13 protein-coding genes and 3 pseudogenes are annotated in these 22,760 nt (G+C 66.2%); 5 read left to right on the forward strand and 11 right to left on the reverse strand.

The features are described from left to right. The first annotated feature begins 262 nt into the window (after positions 1-262). Positions 263-3,910 carry a HEAT repeat domain-containing protein gene (locus tag AB0C84_RS41910; RefSeq protein WP_361077374.1) on the forward strand — a complete coding sequence of 1,216 codons (3,648 nt, stop codon included), beginning with the start codon at positions 263-265 and terminating at the stop codon, positions 3,908-3,910. An 817-nt stretch (positions 3,911-4,727) separates the two neighbouring features. Here the strand turns inward: AB0C84_RS41910 and AB0C84_RS41915 are convergent. The 9 genes and pseudogenes from AB0C84_RS41915 to AB0C84_RS41955 form a co-directional block, all read right to left on the reverse strand. Next, a pseudogene (locus AB0C84_RS41915) lies at positions 4,728-5,351 on the reverse strand (adenylate kinase); the annotation flags it as partial. Positions 5,352-5,567: 216 nt separating this feature from the next. Then, a pseudogene (locus AB0C84_RS41920) lies at positions 5,568-6,923 on the reverse strand (SAV_2336 N-terminal domain-related protein); the annotation flags it as partial. Beyond that, on the reverse strand, positions 6,920-7,879 hold the full coding sequence (locus AB0C84_RS41925) for a MoxR family ATPase (protein ID WP_361077377.1): 960 nt from the start codon (positions 7,877-7,879) through the stop codon (positions 6,920-6,922). The gene AB0C84_RS41925 and the pseudogene AB0C84_RS41920, both read right to left, overlap by 4 nt. Further along, positions 7,872-9,974: a hypothetical protein gene (locus AB0C84_RS41930; protein WP_361077379.1), complete on the reverse strand. Its 2,103-nt coding sequence runs from the start codon at positions 9,972-9,974 to the stop codon at positions 7,872-7,874. Before AB0C84_RS41930 ends, AB0C84_RS41925 begins: the two co-directional genes overlap by 8 nt. Then, entirely contained in the window at positions 9,968-11,173 is a 1,206-nt protein-coding gene (locus tag AB0C84_RS41935) for a hypothetical protein (protein ID WP_361077382.1), read from the reverse strand. The genes AB0C84_RS41930 and AB0C84_RS41935 overlap by 7 nt, the downstream gene beginning before the upstream one ends. 207 nt (positions 11,174-11,380) lie before the next feature. Beyond that, a complete protein-coding gene (locus tag AB0C84_RS41940) occupies positions 11,381-11,737 on the reverse strand; it encodes a hypothetical protein (RefSeq protein WP_361077385.1) in 357 nt (118 codons plus the stop codon). Between the two features lie 561 nt (positions 11,738-12,298). Then, on the reverse strand, positions 12,299-13,567 hold the full coding sequence (locus AB0C84_RS41945) for a lanthionine synthetase C family protein (RefSeq protein WP_361077388.1): 1,269 nt from the start codon (positions 13,565-13,567) through the stop codon (positions 12,299-12,301). Between the two features lies 1 nt (position 13,568). After that, on the reverse strand, positions 13,569-14,246 hold the full coding sequence (locus tag AB0C84_RS41950) for a thiopeptide-type bacteriocin biosynthesis protein (protein WP_361077420.1): 678 nt from the start codon (positions 14,244-14,246) through the stop codon (positions 13,569-13,571). Then, entirely contained in the window at positions 14,138-15,310 is a 1,173-nt protein-coding gene (locus AB0C84_RS41955) for a lantibiotic dehydratase (RefSeq protein ID WP_361077391.1), read from the reverse strand. The genes AB0C84_RS41950 and AB0C84_RS41955 overlap by 109 nt, the downstream gene beginning before the upstream one ends. Here AB0C84_RS41955 and AB0C84_RS41960 point away from each other — a divergent pair. Continuing rightward, positions 15,292-15,858, forward strand: a complete 567-nt coding sequence (locus AB0C84_RS41960; RefSeq protein WP_361077394.1) for a tyrosine-type recombinase/integrase — start codon at positions 15,292-15,294, stop codon at positions 15,856-15,858. The genes AB0C84_RS41955 and AB0C84_RS41960 overlap by 19 nt on opposite strands. 341 nt (positions 15,859-16,199) lie before the next feature. On the opposite strand, the gene AB0C84_RS41965 is transcribed toward AB0C84_RS41960, so the two are convergent. Continuing rightward, positions 16,200-16,409 carry a hypothetical protein gene (locus tag AB0C84_RS41965; protein ID WP_361077397.1) on the reverse strand — a complete coding sequence of 70 codons (210 nt, stop codon included), beginning with the start codon at positions 16,407-16,409 and terminating at the stop codon, positions 16,200-16,202. A 310-nt stretch (positions 16,410-16,719) separates the two neighbouring features. Between AB0C84_RS41965 and AB0C84_RS41970 the strand changes: the two genes are divergently transcribed. From AB0C84_RS41970 to AB0C84_RS41980, 3 genes are all read left to right on the forward strand, one after another. Then, a complete protein-coding gene (locus AB0C84_RS41970) occupies positions 16,720-17,442 on the forward strand; it encodes a hypothetical protein (RefSeq protein ID WP_361077399.1) in 723 nt (240 codons plus the stop codon). Positions 17,443-19,910: 2,468 nt separating this feature from the next. Further along, complete coding sequence (locus AB0C84_RS41975; protein ID WP_361077402.1) at positions 19,911-20,909, forward strand: ParA family protein; 999 nt, start codon at positions 19,911-19,913, stop codon at positions 20,907-20,909. Continuing rightward, the gene (locus AB0C84_RS41980; protein ID WP_361077405.1) at positions 20,906-21,649 is read left to right on the forward strand and encodes a hypothetical protein; all 744 of its coding nucleotides are present in this window, start codon (positions 20,906-20,908) and stop codon (positions 21,647-21,649) included. The genes AB0C84_RS41975 and AB0C84_RS41980 overlap by 4 nt, the downstream gene beginning before the upstream one ends. Positions 21,650-21,879: 230 nt before the next feature. Here AB0C84_RS41980 and AB0C84_RS41985 read toward each other — a convergent pair. Further along, positions 21,880-22,646 (reverse strand): annotated as a pseudogene (locus tag AB0C84_RS41985) (IS5 family transposase); the annotation flags it as partial. Between the last annotated feature and the right edge of the window lie 114 nt (positions 22,647-22,760).

The raw sequence follows: 22,760 nt of genomic DNA on the forward strand, positions 1-22,760 counted from the left end.
TAGTACAGATCGTTCAGTCGCTTGACCTGGGCGGTCAGCTCGGCGATGCGCTCTCCAACGTCCACCCCTCGATTAAACGCGACGCCACCGACATCACCGGCGATCCACGAGAGCCGGTCAGTCCTGCGCGCACCACCCGAGCAGCGCCGCCTCCGTGAGATGAGCCGTTGGCGCCGAGGTCGCCCGAGTGGACCGAAAGTGACCGGAACCGGCAATCGCCGGGCTCGCTCGGTGGGGGAGGGCAGGATCCGATGGTGTGGCAGTGAGGGGCGCGAAGAGGCGATGGACGGCAGCGACGATCGCAGGAGCAGCGATCATCGGCGGGCTGCTAGGGGGGTACCTGACACCCGGTGAGGGCCAAGATCCGGTAGAGCGGGCGAGCTGGTACGCCGGCATCGCTGGGGCGCTGGTCGCCGTGGTGCTGACTTTCCGATGGGTGTGGCTGTGGGACGCGGCCCGCAAAGCCGAACAGCAGGCCGCCATGGCAGAGCAGGTGGCCAAGGCCGAACATGCGGCGCAGACCGAGCGAGCTCTGCAGCTGTATCTGCAGCAACTACGGGACCGGTGCCAACGGGTGGAGCTGGAGCGGCTGATGCCCGACCAGGATGAGCATCCGGTGATGTTGCTGAGCGAGGTATTCGTCTCGCAGCTGGTACGGGACAATCCACCGCCTTCTGAGCTGCTGGAGTTGCCGCGGGAAATGCTGCTGCGGCTGGCCGGGACCGGGGCGCTGGAGGCACCAGCGGAGTTTCCCGAGGGAGTGGACCGGGTTCGGCTGGAGCAGGCGCAGCGCACTTACCGTGACCGGCCCACCCGACCGGTGCTGGCGGCAGTGGACGCCGCGTCGGCCGGTGTGGTGGTGCTGGGGGATCCTGGAGCGGGCAAGTCGACGCTCGCGCGATACCTGATGCTGGCGCTGGCCGCTGAAGCCCTGCACGCCGCCCCCGAATCCGCGTCGGGTTCTGGGGCAGGAGGGGAACCGTTGCTGACCGGGGATCTGGCCGGGCGGCTGCCGCTTCTGGTGGAGCTGAGGCAGTTCGCAGACGCGCGGTGGCGGGACTCCGATTTCTTGGACTTCTGGGACCACCTGTACCGAAGCGAGGGCTACGGCCTGCCCCGCGAGCTCCTCCAGCAGCGGCTCGCCAAAGGTCGGGTGTTGGTGGTGTTCGACGGCTTGGACGAAATCTTCGAAGCCAAGCACCGCAATCAAGTCGCGCGCCGAATCCAGTGGTTCGCCCGCAACTTTCCCCAGGCCCGGGTGGTGGTGACCTCACGGGTGATCGGCTACGACCGGGCGGTGTTCGACCGTGCCGGATTCTCGACCCTGATGCTGCAGGACCTGACCCGCCGGCAGATCACCGAGTTCGTCACCGCCTGGTTCCAGCGCAGCTGTCCCGACCAGAGAGAAGCCATCCAGTTGCGCAACCGAGTGCTGGAAGCGGTCAAGAACGCCCCGGCGGTGGCAGAGCTGGCGGGCAACCCGATGCTGCTGACCATCCTGTCAATCATCGCCCGCCGCCGCGAGCTGCCTCGCGACCGCCGCCGCGTCTACCAGCACGCGGTGAATCTGCTGATCGACCAGTGGGACGTCAACAAGGAACTCGCCGACCAACACCCCGACATGCCACACCTCACTCTGGAAGACAAGCTGGGCATGCTGCACGAGGTCGCACGGCGAATGCAGGACGGCCCAGCCGGGCTTGCCGGCAATCACCTTCCCGGTGACGACCTCACCACCCTCTTCCGCGCCTACCTAATCCGGGAACTATGCCTCTCCGACGAACGCGCCGTGCATGCTGCCCGCACCATGCTGGCCCAACTGCGCGATCGCAACTTCATCTTGGCCAGCTACGGCGCCGGTCTGTACGGCTTCGTCCACCGCGCCTTCCTGGAATACCTGGCCGCCAACGACATCAGCCAACGCTTCGCCGACCACGAGTTGACCGTTGAAGAACTCCTTGCCATCTATACCAGTCGACGGGCTGACCCCGCATGGACCGAAGTTCTGCTTCTCCTAACCAGAATGATCCCACCGCGATACGCCGTTAACACAATTGATCAACTATTGGACTCCGACTTCGCCTGGCGCACTCGCTCCACACCCCCACATCACCTGCTGCTAGCCCTGCGCATCGCGGCCGAAGTCGAACGCGGCGCCGAACTCGCTTCCCGGCGCCGCGCCCTCACCTTCGCCCTCATTGGGCTCCTCCAGATCAGTCCCAGCCGCCTGCGCTTCGCTTGGCAACTCGAGCTGCTGCCCAGGGCGCTCCGTCCGCTCCTCAACACATCACCTGGGGGAGGATGGCTCGATTACGACCTCTTCCGGCGCTGGTTCGCCACCATGCCTGACCTTTTCGACAAAGGGCGCCTCGCGCGAGGCTTCCTTGCGTTGCCAGCTCTCCCTAAGCAGGAACTCATGCACACCGCACTCCACGGCAAGAGTCCCGACCTGCGGTGGGCGGCGGTGAAGGCGGTGGGGCAGAATTGGGCAGGCGATCCGGCGGTACTCGACCTGCTACGCGACCGCGCCGCCCGCGACGAGAGCCCTGACGTGCGGTCGGCGGCGGTAAAGGTAATGGGGACCGAGGGCAGCGGACAGCCAAGGTTACTCGCATGGTTGCGGAATCGCGCCACACACGACGGAGACTCCAGGGTGCGGAGGGCCGCGGTGGAGTCGGTGGCGGAGGGTTGGGCGGGCGATCCGGAGGCGCTTGTCCTACTACGCGACCGCGCTACCCACGACGAGAATCCCGAGGTGCGGGCGACCGCGCTGGAGAAGGTAAAGGCGGGTTGGGCAGGCGATCCGGAGGCGCTTGACCTGCTACGCGACCGCGCCACCCACGATGGCAACTTCGACGTGCGGGGGACAGCGGCGCGGGCGGTGGCGGAGGGCTGGGCAGGCGATCCGGAGGCGCTCGACCTGCTACGCGACCGCGCCACCCACGACGAGAATCCCGAGGTGCGGGCGACCGCGCTGGAGAAGGTAAAGGCGGGTTGGGCAGGCGATCCGGAGGCGCTTGACCTGCTACGCGACCGCGCCACCCACGATGGCAACTTCGACGTGCGGGGGACAGCGGCGCGGGCGGTGGGGCAGGGCTGGGCAGGCGATCCGGAGGCGCTCGACCTGCTACGCGACCGCGCCACCCACGACGAGAACCCCAGGGTGCGGGGGACAGCGGCGCGGGCGGTGGGGCAGGGCTGGGCAGGCCATCCGGAGGCGCTTGTCCTACTACGCGACCGCGCCACCCACGACGAAAACCACTTTGTACGGGGGAGTGCGGTGGAGGGGGTGAGAGCGGGCTGGGCGGGCGATCCGGAGGCGCTTGACCTGCTACGCGACCGCGCCACCCACGACGAAAACTTCGACGTGCGGGCGACCGCGGTGCGGGCGGTGGGGACGGGCCGGGCGGGCAATCCGGAGACGCTTGACCTGCTACGCGACCGCGCCACCCACGACGAAAACCACTTTGTACGGGCGACCGCAGTGGGAACGGTGGGGAGGGTTTGGCCAGGAATGCTTACTTGGCTACGGGATCGCGCTATCCATGATGAAAGTGACATGGTGCGGTCAGCGGCGGTGAAGTCGGTGGGGCAGGGCTGGGCGGGCGATCCGGAGGCGCTTGACCTGCTACGCGACCGCGCCAGCCACGACGAGAACCGCGGGGTGCGGGGGACAGCGATGCGGGCGGTGGCGGAGGGCTGGGCAGGCCATCCGGAGGCGCTCGACCTGCTACGCGACCGCGCCACTCACGACGAGGACACCGACGTGCGGGGGACAGCGGTGCGGGCGGTGGCGGAGGGCTGGGCAGGCCATCCGGAGGCGCTCGACCTGCTACGCGACCGCGCCACCCACGACGAGAACACCGACGTGCGTGTTATCGCTGTGATGTTGACTGAGTATCTCGGGTAACCGAGGACCTCCTGGGACCAGAGCAAATTCCTCGTAATGCGTCAACCCTCTTATTGAACAAGGCACACACACGCCCTCCGAGGTCAACTCGAAGGACGCAGACTCCACTCCACCTACCGAAGCGTTTCGATGGTTCGTGACTTAATTGCTTGCCGTCACTCGGGTCGCTCTAGGCGATATAGATCTCTACCTACCCGTTAGCTCCCAGACGGGGACAAATCGCTTTACCGAACAGAATATGCATTCTGTTCGGTTAATCAGCTGGCCGAGCTTTCACGTTCGTTGAGCTTGAGGGCAGAGGCAGCACCGCGCAAGGCCTAGACGCGGTTAGCCTTCAAGCATTGTGATGTGCACGAGGGATGCGAACGGATCGACGCAACACCCGGCTTAGTTGTTGGACCCCCGGGAAGTATTCGATCGTTTAGACATCATCCTTGCCTTCTTCGAGCGCTGCACCGACGCTCAAGTCGAGCGACGGCTCCAGGTCGCCCGCCATCATCGCCCTATCGATCGCGCACCACGCAGTAACCCATTTCTGCACCTCAATTTCACTTCCACCGCATGCGGAAATGAAAGCGCGAACATACTGCATTTTAGTTGAAAATGGTCGCGATCCCTCAGGAACGGAATGGAGTAGCCTAGAAGAAATGGTGCTGTGAGAGAAAGTACCCTTTGATCGATCGGCGAGTTGTCGGGCGCTCATCTTCCCCGCCCAGCGCCAGTACTGTATCAATAGGTCGTCCAAGTCGCGAAAAGCTTGACAGGAAGCCGTGAGCGGGTCGGGCTTAGTATCTACTGCTGACCTTGGAACGAATACTTGCAGCGCGGTAAGAGCACGGCGAGTTACCTCTTCGACTGATCCCGTCGCGTCAATGCCAACAAGAATATCCGCGTCGGCGTAGTACTGTACGAGCGGCGCCGTGTCGTGGCGGTACACCTCCGCGCGGCGCTTGACGGCCTCTTCCTTGTCGTCGTCGCGCTGGAACAGGTGACCGCCGCAGTCGTCGCAGATGTCGTTCTGCTTGTCGTCGAAGTCGACGTGCCAGATCCGGCCGCACTTGTCGCAGGTGCGCCGGCCCGACAGCCGCCGGACGACCTCGTCCTCGTCGACGACGAGTTCGAGGACGATGTCGAGGCGGGTGTCCCACTCGGCGAGGATCTTCTTCAGGGTCTCGGCCTGCGGGACGTTGCGCGGGAACCCGTCCAGGAGGAAGCCGTCACGGGCGTCGTCCTCGCCGAGTCGGTCGCGCACCATCGCGATGGTGACCTCGTCGGGGACGAGGTCGCCGCGGTCCATGTACTGCTTGGCCTGCCGGCCGAGCGGCGTCCCGCCGGCGACGTTCGCGCGGAAGAGGTCGCTTGTCGAGATCTTCGGCAGCGACAGGTGAGATGCGATGAATTGGGCCTGTGTTCCCTTGCCCGCTCCCGGGGGACCAAACAGACAGATGCGTGATGGTATCTGCTTGCTTACCGATTCGTCATTTGCGCTAGCCGGAGGTCGTCGACGGGGCGGGCTTGCGCTTGGCAGATCTCGGAGCCCTAGTCTTTCCATGAGACTAGCTGTGATGTGATGCATCGGTGTTTCACCGGACAAAGCTCGGTCTTCGGATTGTACGGAAAGGAGACGCGAGAACGGTGCGCGGTCACCTGTAGTTGCTTCGAGGTACGGCGCCACAGCACGCCAGACGTCGAGCGTAGCGGTGGTTGTAAGTGACTCCTGCAGAACTTCACGCACGCCGGGAATGAAGTCGTAGACCGGATCATCCTTGGGTGGCGAGGTCCGTTTCAACAAGCCACCAGCGAGGAGCTCAGCCAAGTGGGTCTGGCGCGCGCCGGGGATCAGGGTCCGCAGGATGAGTTGAGCGACCGGAAGGGTGATCTCCACGGCCGACAGCAGAATGGCTAGGCGACCCGCCTCGGGAGAGACTGTCGAACGAAAGGCGGAGACACGCTGACGTGGGCCGGGGTCTGGGAGGATGGGCAGCGCAGGGCCATCGGGCGGGTTCGGGATGATACCGGGTACCTTTACGGCGCCGCCCATCACCATACGGGCCCAAGCGTGTAGCGAATCTTCTTCGAGCGTGAGCACCGGGAGCCCTAGGACAGGCAGTTCCTCCTCGTCCCACCACCAAGGCGGACTTAGGTCAAGGCGCACATTAGGTGCCCCGCACTGACGAGTAGTTAGCAGGGTATCGGTCTCGCCTAGGGCGGTGGAGTTCCACAGCCGAGGTGGCAGCATATGTACGAGCGCGACGGACAGTCGAGTGCCCCAGGCGCGCAGGAGCGCCCAGATCGGATCCTCGCGCCAGGCAGGGCCTACACAGTCGGTCACCACTAGGACGAGCCTTTGCGCGTCTTCGCTGGCAAGGACGCGTGGGTCCTGCGGCACGCCAGTTGCAGACAGCAGCTGCGGGCCATCAAGGGACCAACGCGACACCCGCTCGAAAGCGCTGTGATGTGCAAGTAGCTCAGCGAGAGCGCGTACAGTTTCCTGCCAAACGATCATGGTGGGCGCACTGTCCACGACGAGGGCGATTTCGCGGAACCATTGTTGGCGTTCCGGGGTCAGCAGCGGGATGAGGACGCGGGTGTCGCAGTAGTGGTCGACGGTAGCGTCAGCGTCGAAAGTGCTGACGTGGCGGGACAGGCGGTGGCGCTTGATCGGCCACAACGCGCGCGCTATCTCTTGGCGGCCGGGCAACGCGAAGTACCCGGGGGCTCGCGCGTCGAGGTCTACGCCATCGCCGTCGCCTTGGGCGTCGCCGGCGCGCCGCAGCATCGCGGGGGCGGCGGGTCCCGCTGAAGGTTCGAGTCCAGACCATGGCGGTTGCGGGATGTGGGCAGTAGGTGGGAGGGCATCGGAGGGCGCGGCATCGTCGGTTGGCGAGCGTGACGGCGGCGGCATGGCCTCTCCCGGGCCGCGGGCTTGGGCTAGCCAGAGCGTGTCGCAGAGGTCCCGCCAGTCCAGGTGGGTTCCGGACTCGCGGAGCGCCGCCACCAATTTGTCGATCATGTTGGGTCGGAGCCGAGCCGCTTGAGAAGAAGTTCCACGACCCGGTCGCGCTCCTCGTCTTGCGGAGCTAGTTCGCGGGTGACCAGATAGATGGCGTTCATGAGCTGGTCGGTGGCTTGGGCGCGGGTGGCGGTGGCGCGGTCGGCGAAGTCGGCGATCAGTTCGGCGCTTGCGGTTGCGGCTTCTGGGCCGAGGTGTGCGGTGACGATGTCTCTCAGAAGTTCTGGGGTGGGGTCAGGCATCTGGTGCCGGATGCAGCGGCGCAGGAATGCTGGCGGGAAGTCGCGTTCGCCGTTGCTGGTCAGGACCACAAAGGGGAACTCGCGGCAGCGCACGTGTCCGAGGGTGATCGGATGAGTGCGGTCCGAGCCGTCCTCGCGGATGTGTACGGTCGTGTCCTTGAGTCGGGCCAGCTCGGGGATCTCGTACTCGCCGCGTTCGAACACGTTGAGCAGGTCGTTGGGGAGGTCGATGTCGCTTTTGTCGATCTCATCGATGAGCAGTGCGCGGGGACGCGTGGCGGGTAGTAGCGCGGTGCCGAGCGGGCCGAGCCGCAGGTACTTGGTGATCGACGGGATGCGCTGCTCCAGGTTGTGCTCGTGCAGACGACCGATGGCGTCGTAGCGGTAGAGCGCGTCCTTGAGACTGCTGCGTGAGGTGACATGCCAGCGTAGGACGGGCCCGAGCCGCAGTTCCCTGGCGACGGAGTCGATGAGCGAGGACTTGCCGGAGCCGGGGCGTCCGGTGAGCAGGAGGGGACGGCGCAGGTGTAGGGCGGCGTTGACGGCCTCGACCGTGTCGGGGGTAGCGCGAAACGTCGTGCCCTCCTGGGGGTCTTGTTGGACTTGTAGAGGCTCGGTCACTACCTCGCCGTTGAAGCGGCGCCAGTTCGGCGCTTCAGGTGGCTTGTAGTCGTGTGGGTCGCTGTCGCCGGTGTAGAGCCGCCAGCTATCCATGGCTGTCCCTTCGGGCGGTCGAACCGGACAGGCCGGTCAGTTCGGTCAGTGGCGGTAGGCAGTCGGGGGCGTCCCAGATGACGCGTAGTGACCCGCCGAGTCCGTCGCGATCGTCGACTCGTAGCCGGTGCAACCGTTCGGGCAAGTCTTCGAAGCGGCCTCCTGCGGCGAGATAGCGGAGGCTCTTCTCAGCGTCCGCCCAGTCGTCCGGTTCCGTATCCCACCACAGCAGGTAGGGTGCGCCGCCGACGATTGAGGCGATGATCGGGTCGCGCCGGAAGTTGTCGGCCGCGTAGGGCGGGAGGGGGAAACGCAGACCCATGCATGCGGCGGTGCTTCGGCGCACGGCCAAAGTGATCTCGCGGGCGTCGGACGGCTCCAGCCACTGCACCTCGGGTTGGAGGTCCGGAAGCCGCTTTTTGATGGCGGTAGTCCGGTCCCGCCATCCGGACAACGCTCTGCGATTACTGAGTCGTTCAGCGCAGTGCAGCACTGTCGGGTGCTCCTGCCAGAGCGGGATTGGCTCAGTGAGCGAATCCTCGTAGGGCCAGGCTTCAGGGACGGCGTCCAGCACTGCCCGCGGCACGATCATCCCGAGTGTGAGCGCCGCGGAGTGTCCATATGCCCAGTCGAGAAGCTGGTTCACAGCCTGGCGCGCACCTGTTTGGGACGCCAGGCAGGTGACCTGCCGCTGGGTCCAGTTACGACCGGGTAAATAGAGGTGGCCGACCATCTCCGTTGGCCAGCCAACCAGCGCCGTGCCGGGGACTCGCAGGTCGATGATGAGGCGGGCGGATTGGGGGCGAGGCTCGGCGGCCCTGCGGCGCAGTGCGGCGAGCTGGTCGGCGGGCAACCCGTACCAGTCATCGTCAAGGCGCCGGCCGGTGAGGTGTTCCAGGATCGCGGTCATGCGGTGCAGCGGAGCGGTATGGCCGGGTCGCGGGCCGTAGGCGGCGGCCATGTCCAGCGCCTGGTCCAGGTCGGTGGGTAGGCCCGTATCCCCTTCAGGCGCGGCACTGTGGTACGCGTGGCGGACGTGGTCGAGGGTGACGGCGCCGAACCTGGCCAAGGCGGGGGCGATCCACCGCTGGCGCTGGAGGCAGACCTGTGCTTGGCGGATCGCAAGCCGTTCGGTGTCCTCGTCGGCGCAGCTGGCGAGAGAGGAGAGTATGCGCTCGACCATGCCGAGATCGAACCGCTCCAACAGGTTCGCGGGAACGCCGCGCAGATTCGCCATGGCGTCCATGACCCGCTGGGCTTGGGCCAGGGTGAGACCGCTCGCTCGGATCCTCTCCTGGGCTGTGCCGGAAACAGGTCGGACGCCGTCGTGCAGGACATCTTCATGCCCAGGGCCGCGCTTGATCCGCCGGTATACCGGAGTGTGGCGCAGTTCCTCAGACAGCCGCAGTCGGTCGAACTCGCCGTTCACCTCCTCGACAAACTTCTTGGAGTCGGGTGGCAGCGACGTGACGTTGTCATGCAGCCAGCGCAGGGCGATGCGAGAGAAGAAGGCATGCCGTTGGACGCGGTCGAACCGGGCGCGCTGCCCTTGGGCGGCGGAGAAGTAGGTGAACTGCTCGACTTCCCGCTGGCCGCCCTTCGGGAACGTCGCGATCGGAACCCGATTGGGCAAGGCGTGCTCGGCAACAAAGTTGGCGCATGCGTCGATCAGCAGGAACTGTCTGCGGAACTCCTCGCCGAGGCTGCTGGACGCCAGATAGTCGAGGAGGTGGTCCACCGAGATGTTGCGTAGGTCGTCTGGGACGGCGTCTGAGGTGAACAGCACCCGCCGGTGCTCCTCGTCGACGACGCCGTGGCCGCACCAGAAGAACAGCAGCAACTCCCCCTGCAGCCGAGACAGTTCGACCAGGGCCTTTTCGATCTCATGCCGGGAGGTGCCGACTAGCCGCACGCCCTTGGGCCTGGCCCCTTCCAGGGAGTCGCAGGCGAGCGTGACCCGGTCGGGCGGCACTCCGCACAACAGTGCCCACTCTACGAACCGCACCGCCTCGGCGGACGCGCCAGGCAGCTCGTCACCGAAGCCGTAACGTTCGATACCGACCGCGAACACGACGGCGTCTGCCGGGTTCAGCACCCGACGGCCTTCGCGACTGCCTCCCATACGTCCTGGTTGGACCAGTAGGAGGTGTGTGACCAGGGGAACGGCTGCCCGTTGTCGACCGCGACGTCGCGCACCCGTTCGCCGAAGACCCCACCGCAGACGTAGGCGAGCATGTCGCGCGGATCGTACAGGTTCATCCAGGACGGGAAGTGGGCGGGAAGTGGCGCGGGCGGCGCCAGGCTCGGAAAGGCGCCGATCTCGTAAAGGAACGGTGTCTGTGATCCGACGGTGATGAGGGTGGCGACGGCGGGCAGGGGTTCACGGGCTAACAGGTCCGCGCAGATCATGCCACCGAGCGAGTGGGCCAGCAGGTGCACGGGGCCCCGCTCGGCTGCGTCTGTCACGGCCCGTCGCACGTACTCCCTGGCTCCCTCTCCGTTGGCCAGGAAGCGCAGCACGTCGCCGCTCGCGGGCGCGGCCGCGTCGGTCAGCGCGCCTCGGTCGCGGCGCAGCCTGCGGGTAGCGCCTCGGGCCGCCAGACCGACAACGGTCCGCTTGACAAAATCGCCGACGCCCAGTCCGTGTCCGTGGAATTCGTCAGTGATCCGCAGGACGATCGCGTCCCGCACCGCACCGTCCGGAAACGGTACGCCGCCCTCCTCGGCCGCCGCGACGAGGGTATGAGCGACCAGCGCCCGCGCGACCGCGGCACGATGCTCCAGGGGGTCGGCGGGCGCGGTCTTCACGGCCGCTTCGAACTCTGGGGCGGCGCGCAAGGCGTCGAGCGCCTCGCAGAATCGGTCCTCAAGCCCGGCGTCCGTGAGTTGGGCGGCGAGTTCGTCGGACGGGACATACTCCGCCACCGCGCGGCGCAACCGTACGGCCGGAGGCTCCTGACCAAGAGGCACGGGTCGGACGGGCATGGCCCGCAGGACCCGTAGCTCGTACCAGGGATCGGTGTACAGAACGGCCCATAAGGCAACGTCCTCTTCGGTGACTCTCCGAGCGCGTCCGCCCGCCTCGGCGTATCCAGGGATTGACCGACCCTCGCACTGCAGCCGTGCCCCCTGCGACTCGCCCCAGAAGCAGCCCCGTACCTCCAGACCGAGGTCGTGCGCGACAACCTGCTGGCCGATCAGGCGAAGCGATCCGGCATAGCTGACGCCACGCACGCCAGTACCATGAACAAAAAGCAGCGTTCCGCTCAGGGCTACCCCTTCCTCCCACAGCATGCTATGCGCAAGCCATCTCCCTAAGTTTCCTTTCTGCGCAATTGACCGCTATGGCGAACCGTTTAGGCCGGATCGACCTTATGGCCTGTCCGTAAACCTGGTGGTCCGACACCAACACGCCGATGAGTCCCTACGGGGGGCGCTGGACGACTCGCGTGACGTCCTCTCCCCTAGGCGTATCGCCGATAGTCGATAACGAACGTTATGTCAAGTCAGGCCCCCTGGGGGTATGTTTTCCCGGTAGAGGGTTGCGGGCATACTGCCGCGCATGGTGATGTGCCGGACTACCGCGTCAACCAGCGGAACGACCCAGGGTGCGTACACGCAGGGCGCCACTTCTTCAACGTCTCCATTGCCGGAACCATCATCCACGGCCACAAACAGTTCATAGCCTCGCGGGTCACCCGGTCCGACCTTGATAACGACCTGGAACGCCTCACCCAGAAGATCAATGGTCACCGACTCACGGCCCGGCCACGGGTTGTAGACGGCGGCGACTCCCGCCGCCGTCAACTCGTCACTGAACTGCTTCAGCTGGTCGTCTCCCAGCGCTTCATCCGACATCTGAGCCACCTCACCATCCTTACAGCCTGAGGTTCCCCCGGTAGCACGGACAGCTTGATGTTCATTGGGTGCCAACTGCTGGACGGTCAGCGTGAACCGGGAGCGATGTCGTCACTGCCGAAGCGGAGGAACTCTCGGCTGACGCCAATCGTCTACGGCACGGCCCGCGCTGACCTCCGCAACGCGCCTGATCTACACGGCGCGTCCGGCGTCGACCCCTCATGTAGGTCTGCAGCCTTGTCGCCCGCTCCTGCAAGGCTTCGGGCAGCAGGCCGAGAGATTGAGCGAACGCCTCCGGTGTCATCCGGGTCATGGTCTGCCTCCGTGCGGGCTCTGGCTGCAGGTAGGCGATGTGACAGGTGACCGCTGAGGTATCGGGTCGGAGGGCATTGCTTCGTGATGCCGTGTTGGTCAGCACAGATCACCTATTCGAGCGATCCGCCGGCACAGCCAGAGCGTTCGCCGCTCTGGCTGTGAGCTCCCCGTTGTTGGGAGCTGAGCAAGAGCACCACTCCCCCGGCGTGAGCATGCCTGACGGCCCCTGGCGGAAGTGGCCGCTGCTCAGGTCATGAGCAGCGCCGCGTCCCATCGTGCTGGGTTCTGGGGGGCGGGGAGGCCGCCGTGGTCGGCGAGGGCGAGAGCGATGCCGGCGGCTCCGGTCAGCAGTCCAGGGTCATCGGTAACGGTGTGGTGGTGGAGGTTCTGGACGGCGAAGGCGTGCCGGGGATCGATCGCCGTGACCAGCGCGGCGGCTGCCAGGTCGGCGGTGGTTGCCGGCTCGGCGGTGGCGGGGTGGCTGGTTGCGGCCTGCAGGACTCCGGCCGTGCCGTGGCAGAGAGCCGGTCCTTGCGTGTCCCACTGGTCGGCGGTTCGTTCAGCCTGGGCGGAGATGGCGTTGAACGCGGTCTGGGCCGGTCGGGGGTCGTGAAGGGCTCGGCCGGCGGCGGTGAGGGCGCGGCTGATGCCCGGGGTGCCGTAACACCAAGCGTCTCGCCGTCCCCGTATCGGCATGGTCGCGGGTTGCTGGTTGTCGAGTTCGGCGCCGGTGATGTAAGGCGGCCAACTCGTGGTCTCGGGGGTCTGCCAGGCCAGGAGCCAGGAGGTTGCGACGCGGATCGCGGTGCTCTGCCCGTCCACCATCCACCCTGCGGTCGCTGAGGTGGCCAGCAGGGTGAGGGGTCCGGCGATGCCGTGCGCCATTCCGGTCTCGGCCACCCCCGAGGGCGGGATGCCGCTGGTGGGGTGGCCGTCGGCGGGTAGCCACCAGCCTGGTCGTGTTTCGCTGCGCGGAGTGTTGATCATGGTGGTGAGGGTGGTGAGTGCGGCAATCAGGCCTGGTTCGGCGTCGCAGTGTCCGTTGGTGAGGGCGGCGAGCAGGATCCGGCCGGTTCCGGCGAGGCCGGTGATGGCGTCGTAGAGCTTCCAGGTCGGTGGTGTCGCCGGGTCGCGGCGGAGACGGTGGCGGTGGTCGGCGGCTTTGCTGGTGGTTTGGGCCGTCAGCCATTTCACGGCGTGGCGGACGTCGGCGTGATGGGGCTCGGGGTCGAGGAGGTAGGGCTGGGCGAGGATGAGGGAGGCGGCCATGCCTCCGGGGGCGGTGAACACGCCGGAATGTGCGGCCGGTGGGCGGGGCTGGGCTGCTGCGGTGTCCCAGTGGGCGCGGGCCGCGGCTTCGAAGGCGGGGTCTACCTGGGCGAGGCGGGCGTGCAGGAGCGCGGTGCCGGCCAGGCTCTGGAGACTGGCGGCGGGCCGGTCGGGGACGGCTGCCAGGACCTTTGCGGGGTCTAGGAGGCGCTCGGCGATGGTGATCGCCTGCTGGGCGGTGCTCATCTCAGTCGGGTCGCCGACCGGGGGCCAGAGCCGGATCGGAGGCGTAGAGCAGGTCGACTGCGAGCGCGCGCGTCAGGGATTCTGCGGCGGTGCCGCCCAGGAGCCGGTTGATGTGCATGTGGGTCAGGGAGGAGGCGCAGTCGGTGCGGCGGGCCGGGTGGAGCGTGTCGCGGTAGGTGGTGAGTGCTTGCTGGCGGGCGGTCCATGCCGGGTGGGTGGTCGGTAGCGCGGCAGTTCCTGCCGGCGTGGTCTTGGCGGCTGCCCGAGTGCGGGGGCGTAGTTCGGTGAAGCGTCTGCGGGTTTGGCGGTCGAGGTGGTGGCCGGCGAGCGCGGCCCGGTCGCCGTCGGCCAGGGCGCGGGTGATCGCCGCGGCGGACAGGGCGGCGATGACGATCCGCTGATCGGGATCGGGTTCGGCGGTGAGCGCGGCCAGCGCCAATCGGGAGTCGCTGATGAACACCTGCTCCGCGGCGTCCATGGAGTGTGGGGTGCCGCCGTAGCGTTCGATCTCCTGCTCATACGGTTCGACCGACAGGCCGCTGGCGAGTCGCTGCTGGACGAGGTCAGTGGTCAGGGCGGAGATGGCCGGCAGTATCTTGCCGCCGAGGTGTGCAGGGTCGGCGTGGACCCGGATGCGCAGGTGGGGCCGTGGTGGTCGGTGTAGCGCAGCCAGAACCAGGGGGCGTCGATCACGTCGGCTGCGGCCAGCCGGGCGAGGACCTGGTCTTGGCAGGTGGCGGGGGTGCGCAGGACAAGGGACAGCCACCGGCTGCCGGGCAGATGCACGCCCACGGCCGCGCGCGGAGCGTTCACTGGCGGTCGGGCGGGCCGCGGTGGTGGTGTTCTCCGGGCGAAGGGAACGACGAGTTCCAGGGTGTGTCGGCCGTGCGGCCCAGCCACGACGCCTTGAACGGCGCCCGGCCCGCCCGGTTCCTCAGTGACGGCGGTGATACCCCTTCTGACGTGGCGGCGCAGGATCTCCCGGTCATCGCCGCGTCGCAGGTCAAGGGGAAGGGACCGGTTCTGATCGGTGACCACGACAACGTGGGGCGGGGCGGGCACCGCCGCCGCCCGCCACGACTTCAGGGCGGTGTCCCAGCGGTCGGCGCCGTCGGCGGCGGCGATCACCGTGGGAGGTAGGACCCACCGGGCTGGGCTGAGGATGGTGGGGCCGTAACGGACGCGCGGCTGGAACGGGGTGCCCGACAGCGGTCCCCACGACCAGATCTGCCAGGGGCGGGCACCGTGCTGCCCGAGAAGCCGCAGGAACTGCGCGATCGGCGGAAGCAGGTGGGGTGACAGCCGCGAGTACAGCACCGGGATGATCGCCTGGTCCAGGCGGGTCGACCAGAGTGTCAGGCGCCGCCCGTCCGACGACAGCAGCAGGTCCTCGACCTTGATGTCGCCTGGCCGGACCGCGACGCCCAGGGGGATCCGGTGCGCGGCGAACCCAGTCTGCGGCGCCAAGGTCGTTGCCGACGGGGTGCGCGAGCGCACCACCAGCTCCGCGACCAGCGCGTCCGGTTCCTGGTAGTCGAGGCTCCGCAGGCGCGGCAACAGGCCGGCGAAGCGTCCCGACGACGATCCCGCCTCCTGGGTGCCGCCGCCTGGACACATCGCCAAGCGCAAGCGTCCCGCCGCCGCGTCCGCGTCGGAGTTGGCCACGACCCGCGCGTAGACCTCGCGCCGCCTCCACGCCGCGGCCCGGGGCGTGGAGCCAATGGGTGCTGCTGGATCGTGCACTGCTGGCGGTCTTCGCGGGGGCCGGGCCGCGCACCGCCGAGGTTTGCGGCCTCACGGTCGCCGACCTGGTCCGCGATGTCAATGGCTGCCTTCTTCGGCTACATGGCAAGGGGGCCGCAGACTGCAACGTCCCCATCGACGACATCGCGGTCGACAGCGTCGAGGCCTACCTCGCCGATCGTGAGCAACGATTCGGAACCGTGGACCCCGGCGACCCGCTGTTCATCGCGCTGAACGGCTCCCCCATCACCTCAGGCATGATCGAGTACCGCGTCGACCTGTGGTTCCGCTGGGCGGGTGTCCCCCGGCCCGACGGCGAACTCGCCCACGTCTTCCGGCACACCTTCGCCGTCGGGGTGCTGCGCAACGGCGGCGGCCTGAACGAGCTACAGGCCGTCCTCGGTCACAAGAACCTGGCGACGACCAGCCTCTATACCAAGGTGGCCGCTCAGGCAGCGCGCGATCTGGCCAGGATCTCGCCGGTTCTGGCGCACTTGCGGGCCACTCGGTTCGAGCTCCCCGGCGACGCTTCGGCAGGGCTCCACTAAACCTCTCCCCCGCGTTCCTCCTGTCTGCCAGTTCTGGGATGCCGTGTCGGGTTCCTGGCAACGAGTCGGGTCCAAGGCGGAGCAAGGTCGCGACAGCATTCCGATCGGTTATCACCTTCGGGAGCGGACGGCTTGGCTCGGCACCCGTGGTCGGCGGCCAGGTGGGGGCGGTGCGCAGGACGTTACCAGGGGGCGCGGCGGTCTTGGTGCGGGTCGCGGGCGGCAGGTGTGTGAGGGGATGCTGGAGGCGTCGGAGTCGACGTCGTTGAGGGCCAGGCGGTCGGCGGGGTGCGGGAGAGGCGGGTCGACCCGGCGCAGGTCGGCGGCGCCTCCAGAGGCGATCAGCAGGATGCGGCGGCGTGGTGGGAGATCTTGTTGCGGTGCTGGTCGGTGCTGGGGAGCGTGCGGGGCGGTAGTCGCCGAAGGTGGCGCCAGGTGCCGGGCGAGCCTAGGGGCTGAGCACGCAGGATGTAGTCGATGATCTCGGGGTCGTCGAAGTAGCGGTGTGCGGTCGCGCGGTCTGAGCCGGCGATCGCCGAGAGTTCGGCCAAGCAGTCCCTCGGTCTGCGTCAGGTTCTACGGGGGCGCAACACCGTTGAGTAGCCGCACCGGTCTACTGCGGTTCGGGCGGGGTTAGATCCGTCCAGCCGCTCGCATGCGGCTCTACGCCTGGCTTCACAGGGGACCGCCGGTCGAGCCGTACACCTCCTGCACTAAATGTCCTTTACTGTCCGATAAATCCTCCTCTTTTTCAAACTGAAAAAGCCCGAGGTTATCCTCTAGGTTTGAGCCATGCCTAAAGGACGCCCAGCCCCTCCCCCACCCTTGGACCTGCGAGAACTCCTCGACAGGCTGCACGCGATGCATGCTGACGCGGAAGACCAACATCGAGACCTGTGGCCGGACGCCGAGGACGCGGTCAGCATTCTCACCTACACCCGCCTGCGCCACCGCGCCCTGCGGGGTCCGACGAGCAGCCGCCCTCAGCGGGCCGACCAGGCGGCGGCCAGGCTGATCCTCATCCGGGTCCTACGAAATGTCCTCGATCGTGAGGAGCTCGCCGCGATCGAAGATGCCCGTGCCGCTGAGACCGAATGGGCGGTCCTTGCCGGCCATCTGGGCCTCGAGAATCCAGGCAGTGCAGCCCTCCGCCACAGAAGGTTGCTTGGAGCGCTGGAGGATCCCCAGGGTCGACGCACGTGGGCCGCCGGTAGCGCCGTCATCGAACGGCGGTTGCGCCAGCGCGACGAGCAAGGACGAGCGGCCGCTGCTGTAGCGCGCCACCACCGACGGGTCATGCACGCATCTGAGGACCTACTCGCGCATGCCGAGGACCTGGCCGTCAGTGACGAGTGTGCAGCCGACTGGCTACCTGAGCTCCAGGAGTGCCTGGCCATCGGCCACCCCAGTGCCGGCGACAAGAAGCGGCTGGCCAGTCTTCTCGGGGTGACGATCAACGAGATCATTTCCCACGCGGCGGATGAAAGCATCCCGGCGGCTCGTACCTCACAGGCGCAGGCCGCACTGGATCGGGCGATGACAGTCCGCAACACCCTGCATCTGGAGTACGGACAGGAAGCTTGACGAGGCTTCTGTGCCGCCCGGAGGGGGCATAAGCATCGAGAAGGCGCTGAGAAGCCCCCTGGGCCGCTTTGACCTCTCACCCAACTCCCACATAGAGGTGGGGCGAGTTCGCCCCCTGGGGGCCAAATGAGAGCCTCGATGTTTGGGCGCTTCTTCACTCTATGTCCCTTTTGTGCGATTCGAGATTCCGGCTGAATCACTCTGGGTAGTTTCGCTCGAATCGCATCAGTCCAGCCAGCTAGAGCGTCCGCGCCGCTTTCTGTGTCCCACAACCCGGCCATACGGCGGGCCCGGGCCCCGCGTCATGTCGTGTTCACGATCCAGCCGCCGGCCGGTTCTTGGCTTCGTTGCTCCATGCTTGGGGCCTCTCGCCGCGGCAGCTTCAGAAGCTGGGTTCGTCTCGGTTCAGCGAGCCAGCTACTCGGGAGCCACTCCCCCATCCGAATGACCGCCCGGAGCGACCTGGTGGCGGTCTTCCTGCCAACCAGGTATCAGCCAGCTATTCCGCCCGCTCGGGCTGGCAGCCGGTCGCACCCACGAGGTCCCTGACGGGGCATGAAGCCGAGGGTGCGGCCTTCGAGCGCTGGCGAGGTCGTCAGAGGTGGCCGGTGCCCTCGCCACGTACGCACAATCAACCGTAGACGTCCCACCCGTGGAGAATCACCCATGCGAATCAGGGTGCGTGGAGGCAGCAGTGCGGACGACGGGCGGAAGGCCACCCTACAGTTCGGGCACTGGCACTCCCGCTTATCTCGTCGAGACGGTGCGCAGGGCCGCGTCCGGCCGCGCTCGTAAGGCGTCTCACTGGCAACCTGGGGGGATACCGCCCGATGCGCTTGTCGTCGTCCTTGATGGGCAGGAGAAGACAGGGGCACGATCGAGGAGGCTTGCCAGAGGCCTTCCCGCTGCCTCCTTTGGCGGTGCTCATCGGCGGGAATCGTAGCGAGATTAGGCGGGTAGAAGTCGACGATGCATGACGGCGAGCTTCTTCACCGAGGTCCCCCTGCTTGACGTCCGCGCTGAGAATGAAGCTTCGGTCGGCCCGTTGCGCCTTCACGACGCTGGCTTGGTACAAGAGAGCAGGGCCTAGTCCTAGAAGGAACCCGGAGGACTCCAGTACAGTCCGGCGGGTCCGCCGTTCCCAGGCGACCTCCCCCCATCCAGCTCATCGAGAGTAGCTCGGCGCACTGTGGCTCATGAACGATCCTTCCTTGCTCTTCTCGGCCACGCGATCCATTTGCGGGACAGTCGAGCGATCAGAACGCGGACTCTAGCCTCTCCCTGATTGCTTCATGACCCCCGCCTTCCCCGTGGCCAGGTGTATGGTGCAAGCCATGAGACCAGGGTTGGCGAGGCCACCAGTCAAGGCGAAACGACTCGCCAGGAGCGGGTCTCGAACCAAGACTCGGGTGCCGAGGAGATACACAGGACGCTCCACGACTGCCCAACTACAGAGGCCTCAGCCAGCAGTGACAGCCTCTGACCTGCGGTGAGTACTCGAATGAGTACCCCGTGCCATACCTCATGCCATACCTCATCGTGGGCGGTGTGCGACGGGTTCAAGACTCCCCCATCCTCCGATGGGCAAGACCTTCCAAGAACCAGGCCCTGTATCAAGCTGAAATGCGACTTTCAGTGGCGCTTCTATCATGATGTCGAGGTCAAAGCTAAGAACTTTGCACGCACCGCATCTCGCGTGACTGCCTATGTGTTTGGATCGTTGCGCTCCTGGTTCAACGTGAGCATGAACCAAAGTGCCAGCTTCTGGAGGACCGTAGGCGCAAAATCGCGTGCCTCAGCTTTCCTCAGCTGGTATTTTTCAACACGGGGCACGACAAGCGATGAGCTAGATGTTTCACAGCGCGGCGCATCAGGTTTTGACATAGGCACGAGGCGCCACTTTGGCTCTCGCTTCGACATGAGTAACAGTCCACCCTTCGTCTCTTGCTATGCGCTAGAGCATGATGGGAGCACTGAAGTGCACGGCGAGCGGAGCTTGCTAGATCATGTCAAAGCACACGAGCACATGTGTAAACTAGCTCGCGAGCGCTTACCTAACGGCTTCTGCCTTGATTCACGCATCGTGCCTGACTTCGTGAAACACTTCAATGCAAGCCGAGGAGCTTGTATGCAACAGAGCATTATTGTAAACACAGATCCATGTCTGACTAAATGCATTAACCACTGCAACGTATCGGGGATATCTATCCGCAGGCGCCTATACGGCAGCGGATGTTCACCAACTAGCGGTGCAGCAGGTGCTACAACTGCCATTTAAAGCGGCGTCAATGCGATGAAGTATGCGAGTGCCAGACCAGGCCTACTCAGGACTACTACTTCCAGCTTCTTTGCAGCTTCTCAGCTGTAGAGCACACTGACATGCAGATGCCCCTCCGGCGTGTCGCGTGACTCGTATCGCTGACCGTGATAGGACCTGGGGGTGCTATCTGGACATGGAAGGGGATCGCATGCAGGCCACGTCTCAGACGATGGAAGCGCAGTTGCAGATAGTGAGCCTCGATAGGATCCGAGCTGTGCTGGCCGCCCGGGAGGAACGACGTAGTCGCGAGGCAGCCGAGGGGGCGGCGAGGGTCAAAGTCATCGCCCTGGCCAACGGCAAGGGCGGTGTCGGCAAGTCGAGCACCGCCGCTGCGTTCGCTGCAGCCGCTGCAGCGCAGAACGTTCGCGTCTGCTTGATGGAACTTGACCCTCAGGGGAACAACGCAGAGGACCTTGGCTTCAATGGCACGGCGATCGCCGATGACGGGCGTGGGCAGGCTACGGCCGTCCTGAGTGGGACAGGCCTACAGCCCAGTGGTGAACCCCGCAGAAACCTTCATGTGGTTCCAGGCGGTGAGGCGCTCGAAGAGGTTACCGAGGAGCTCTACTGTCAACGTCGGCTGGCCGCAGCCACTGGTGACCCCGCGTGGCTAGGGATGTACGCCGCTGCCATCGAGCAGGTGTACGACGACTACGACCTGATCATCCTGGACGTCGCACCGGGCTCGCTGGTGCTTCAGCTCCAGGCCCTGATCGCAGCCGATGCGGTGATCGTGCCTTCGAAGAGTGACCCCAGCAGCCGCAAGGGATTGAAGGTCATCGCGCGACGCTTCATGGACGCCCGCCCATTCAACGAGGGACTGACGCTCCTGGGAGTAGTCCTGTTTGCTACAGGATCAAGCGCCACCCGAGTCAAGTCGGTCATCCGCGCGCACCTGGAGAAAGACCTCGACGGTGCCGCACCCGTCTTCGACACTGACATCCGTCACGTTGAAGCTGTCGCCGTGCAAGCTCGCCTTCGCGGGCTTGTGCCACAGGAACTCGCCAAGGAGAAGGAGCTTGACTCCGGCCTTCGGAAATCTGCTGTCGATCTTGCCAAGGACTATCAAGCGCTGACCACCGAAATACTGCAGCGGATCGCCAGCCTGGTCAACGAATTGAACGGTGAAGAGGAGGTCGGTGCGTGAGCAAGAAGGACGAACCCATTCCGGACCCACTCGCCGGCGAGGGCGGAGGGTTCGGCGTCTTCAAACCCGCCCCACGCAAATCTGCGGCGGCAGGCAAGGCGAAGGAGTCAGGAAAGACGTCGTCGCAGACAGTGTCCAGTTCGGAGCAAAGGCCGGCTGCGCAGCCAGCAGGGGCGAGCGAGTCAGGCGGTATCTCAACAAGCGTGTGGGGCGGCGGAGGCGGGCCCTCGGTGGAAGCGGTCCCACCGCCCGTCCCACCGGTGCAGACGGTCGCCCCCCTCGTGGACGACACAGCCCATTTCGCACCAACCAGTGTCCTGATCGGCGCCGAGTTGGCCATCCGGTTCGAGTATTACCAAGCGAAGGTCAAGACGAAGACCGGCACCGAGCCTTCGATCAGCGCAGTTGTCCTCGAAGCTCTCAACCACTGCCACGACGAAGACCTGCGCACGTACCGCGAGATAATTCAGAACCGGCGAAAGCCGCCGCAGGCCGCTAGCGGTCCATTTTCTGGAGCTGCCCCGAGGCGCCGCGCTGCCACAGGCGGCCGCATGACTGTGCAACTCCCCATCCGCCCAACAAAATCTGAGCTCAACCTGATCGACCACTTCAGCAAACAGGTAGGTGCGCAGTCGCGATCGGAATTCATCGACGGCGTGCTTGAACGCTTCCTCAATACCGTCGCGAACGACATGCCCAGAACTTTCAAGCCGAAGCGTCAGATGGGCACTCCCCGATAGAGACACGCTCCTTGCCCACCTTGACGCCGTGCCGATCGCCGGATCTGTGCGGTGGTTCGCGGCGGGCGAGACCAAATCTCTGACTCGGGAGTTCCGCTAGGCAGCACCGCAGCCGCAAAGGCGCCGCTTTCAGGAGCCAGGGCGCACCAGTCAGCGGCAGGAGCGTATCCCCGTTGTGGGCCCTGAGCGGCCCACAACGGGGTTGTTCTCGCTAGGGCGTGTCCGGTGGATCATGAGTTGATCCAGAGCAGGGCTGTGACCAGGACGATCGCTGCGCGGTAGTTGCGGGCGAGCTTGTCGAACCGTGTGGCGATGCCGCGCCATTGCTTGAGGCGGCCGATGCAGCGTTCGACCACGTTGCGGCGCCGGTAGAGGGCCGGGTCGAACCTCGGTGGGCGCCCGCCTCGTGAGCCGCGGCGGGCACGTCCGGCCTTCTGGTCGGCGCGTTCGGGGATGGTGACGGCGATGCCCCGCTGGCGCAGGGTCCGGCGGATCGCCGCCGAACTGTAGGCCTTGTCTGCGATCAGCCGGTCCGGTCGGCACCGCGGCCGCCCCCGCCCCAGGCGCGGCACCCGAATCCCGGCGAGGACGTCGGGGAAGGCGGTGCAGTCGTTGACGTTGCCGGCGGTGACCACGATCGACAGCGGCATTCCGCGCCCGTCGACGGCCAGGTGGACCTTGGTGGTCAGCCCGCCCCGTGACCGCCCAAGCGCCTGACCGCCGCCCGACGCCCGGTTCGTCCCGCCCGGGTCCCCCTTTTGCGGGCACCGGCGGCGTGCTGGTGAGCGCGCACGATGGTGGAGTCGAAGCTGACGGTCCAGTCGATCCGGCCGACCGAGTCGTCGTGGACCTACACGTGGGTGAGGATGCGGTCGAAGGTGCCGTCGGCGGCCCACCGCCGGTACCGCTCATAGACGGTCTTCCACTTGCCGTACCGGTCGGGCAGGTCCCGCCACGGAGCACCGGTGGCCAGCTTCCACAAGATCCCGTTCAACACCGTGCGATGATCGGTTATCTGGGGTGGCTTTCCGCTGTCATCCATGTACGGCGTGTAGGTCCCGTAGCTCGTGCCGTACGAATATCTGGGGGTTGTTCCGTCACGTCAGCCACG

This window comes from Actinomadura sp. NPDC048955 (assembly GCF_040649435.1).
Classification (GTDB): domain Bacteria; phylum Actinomycetota; class Actinomycetes; order Streptosporangiales; family Streptosporangiaceae; genus Spirillospora; species Spirillospora luteofluorescens.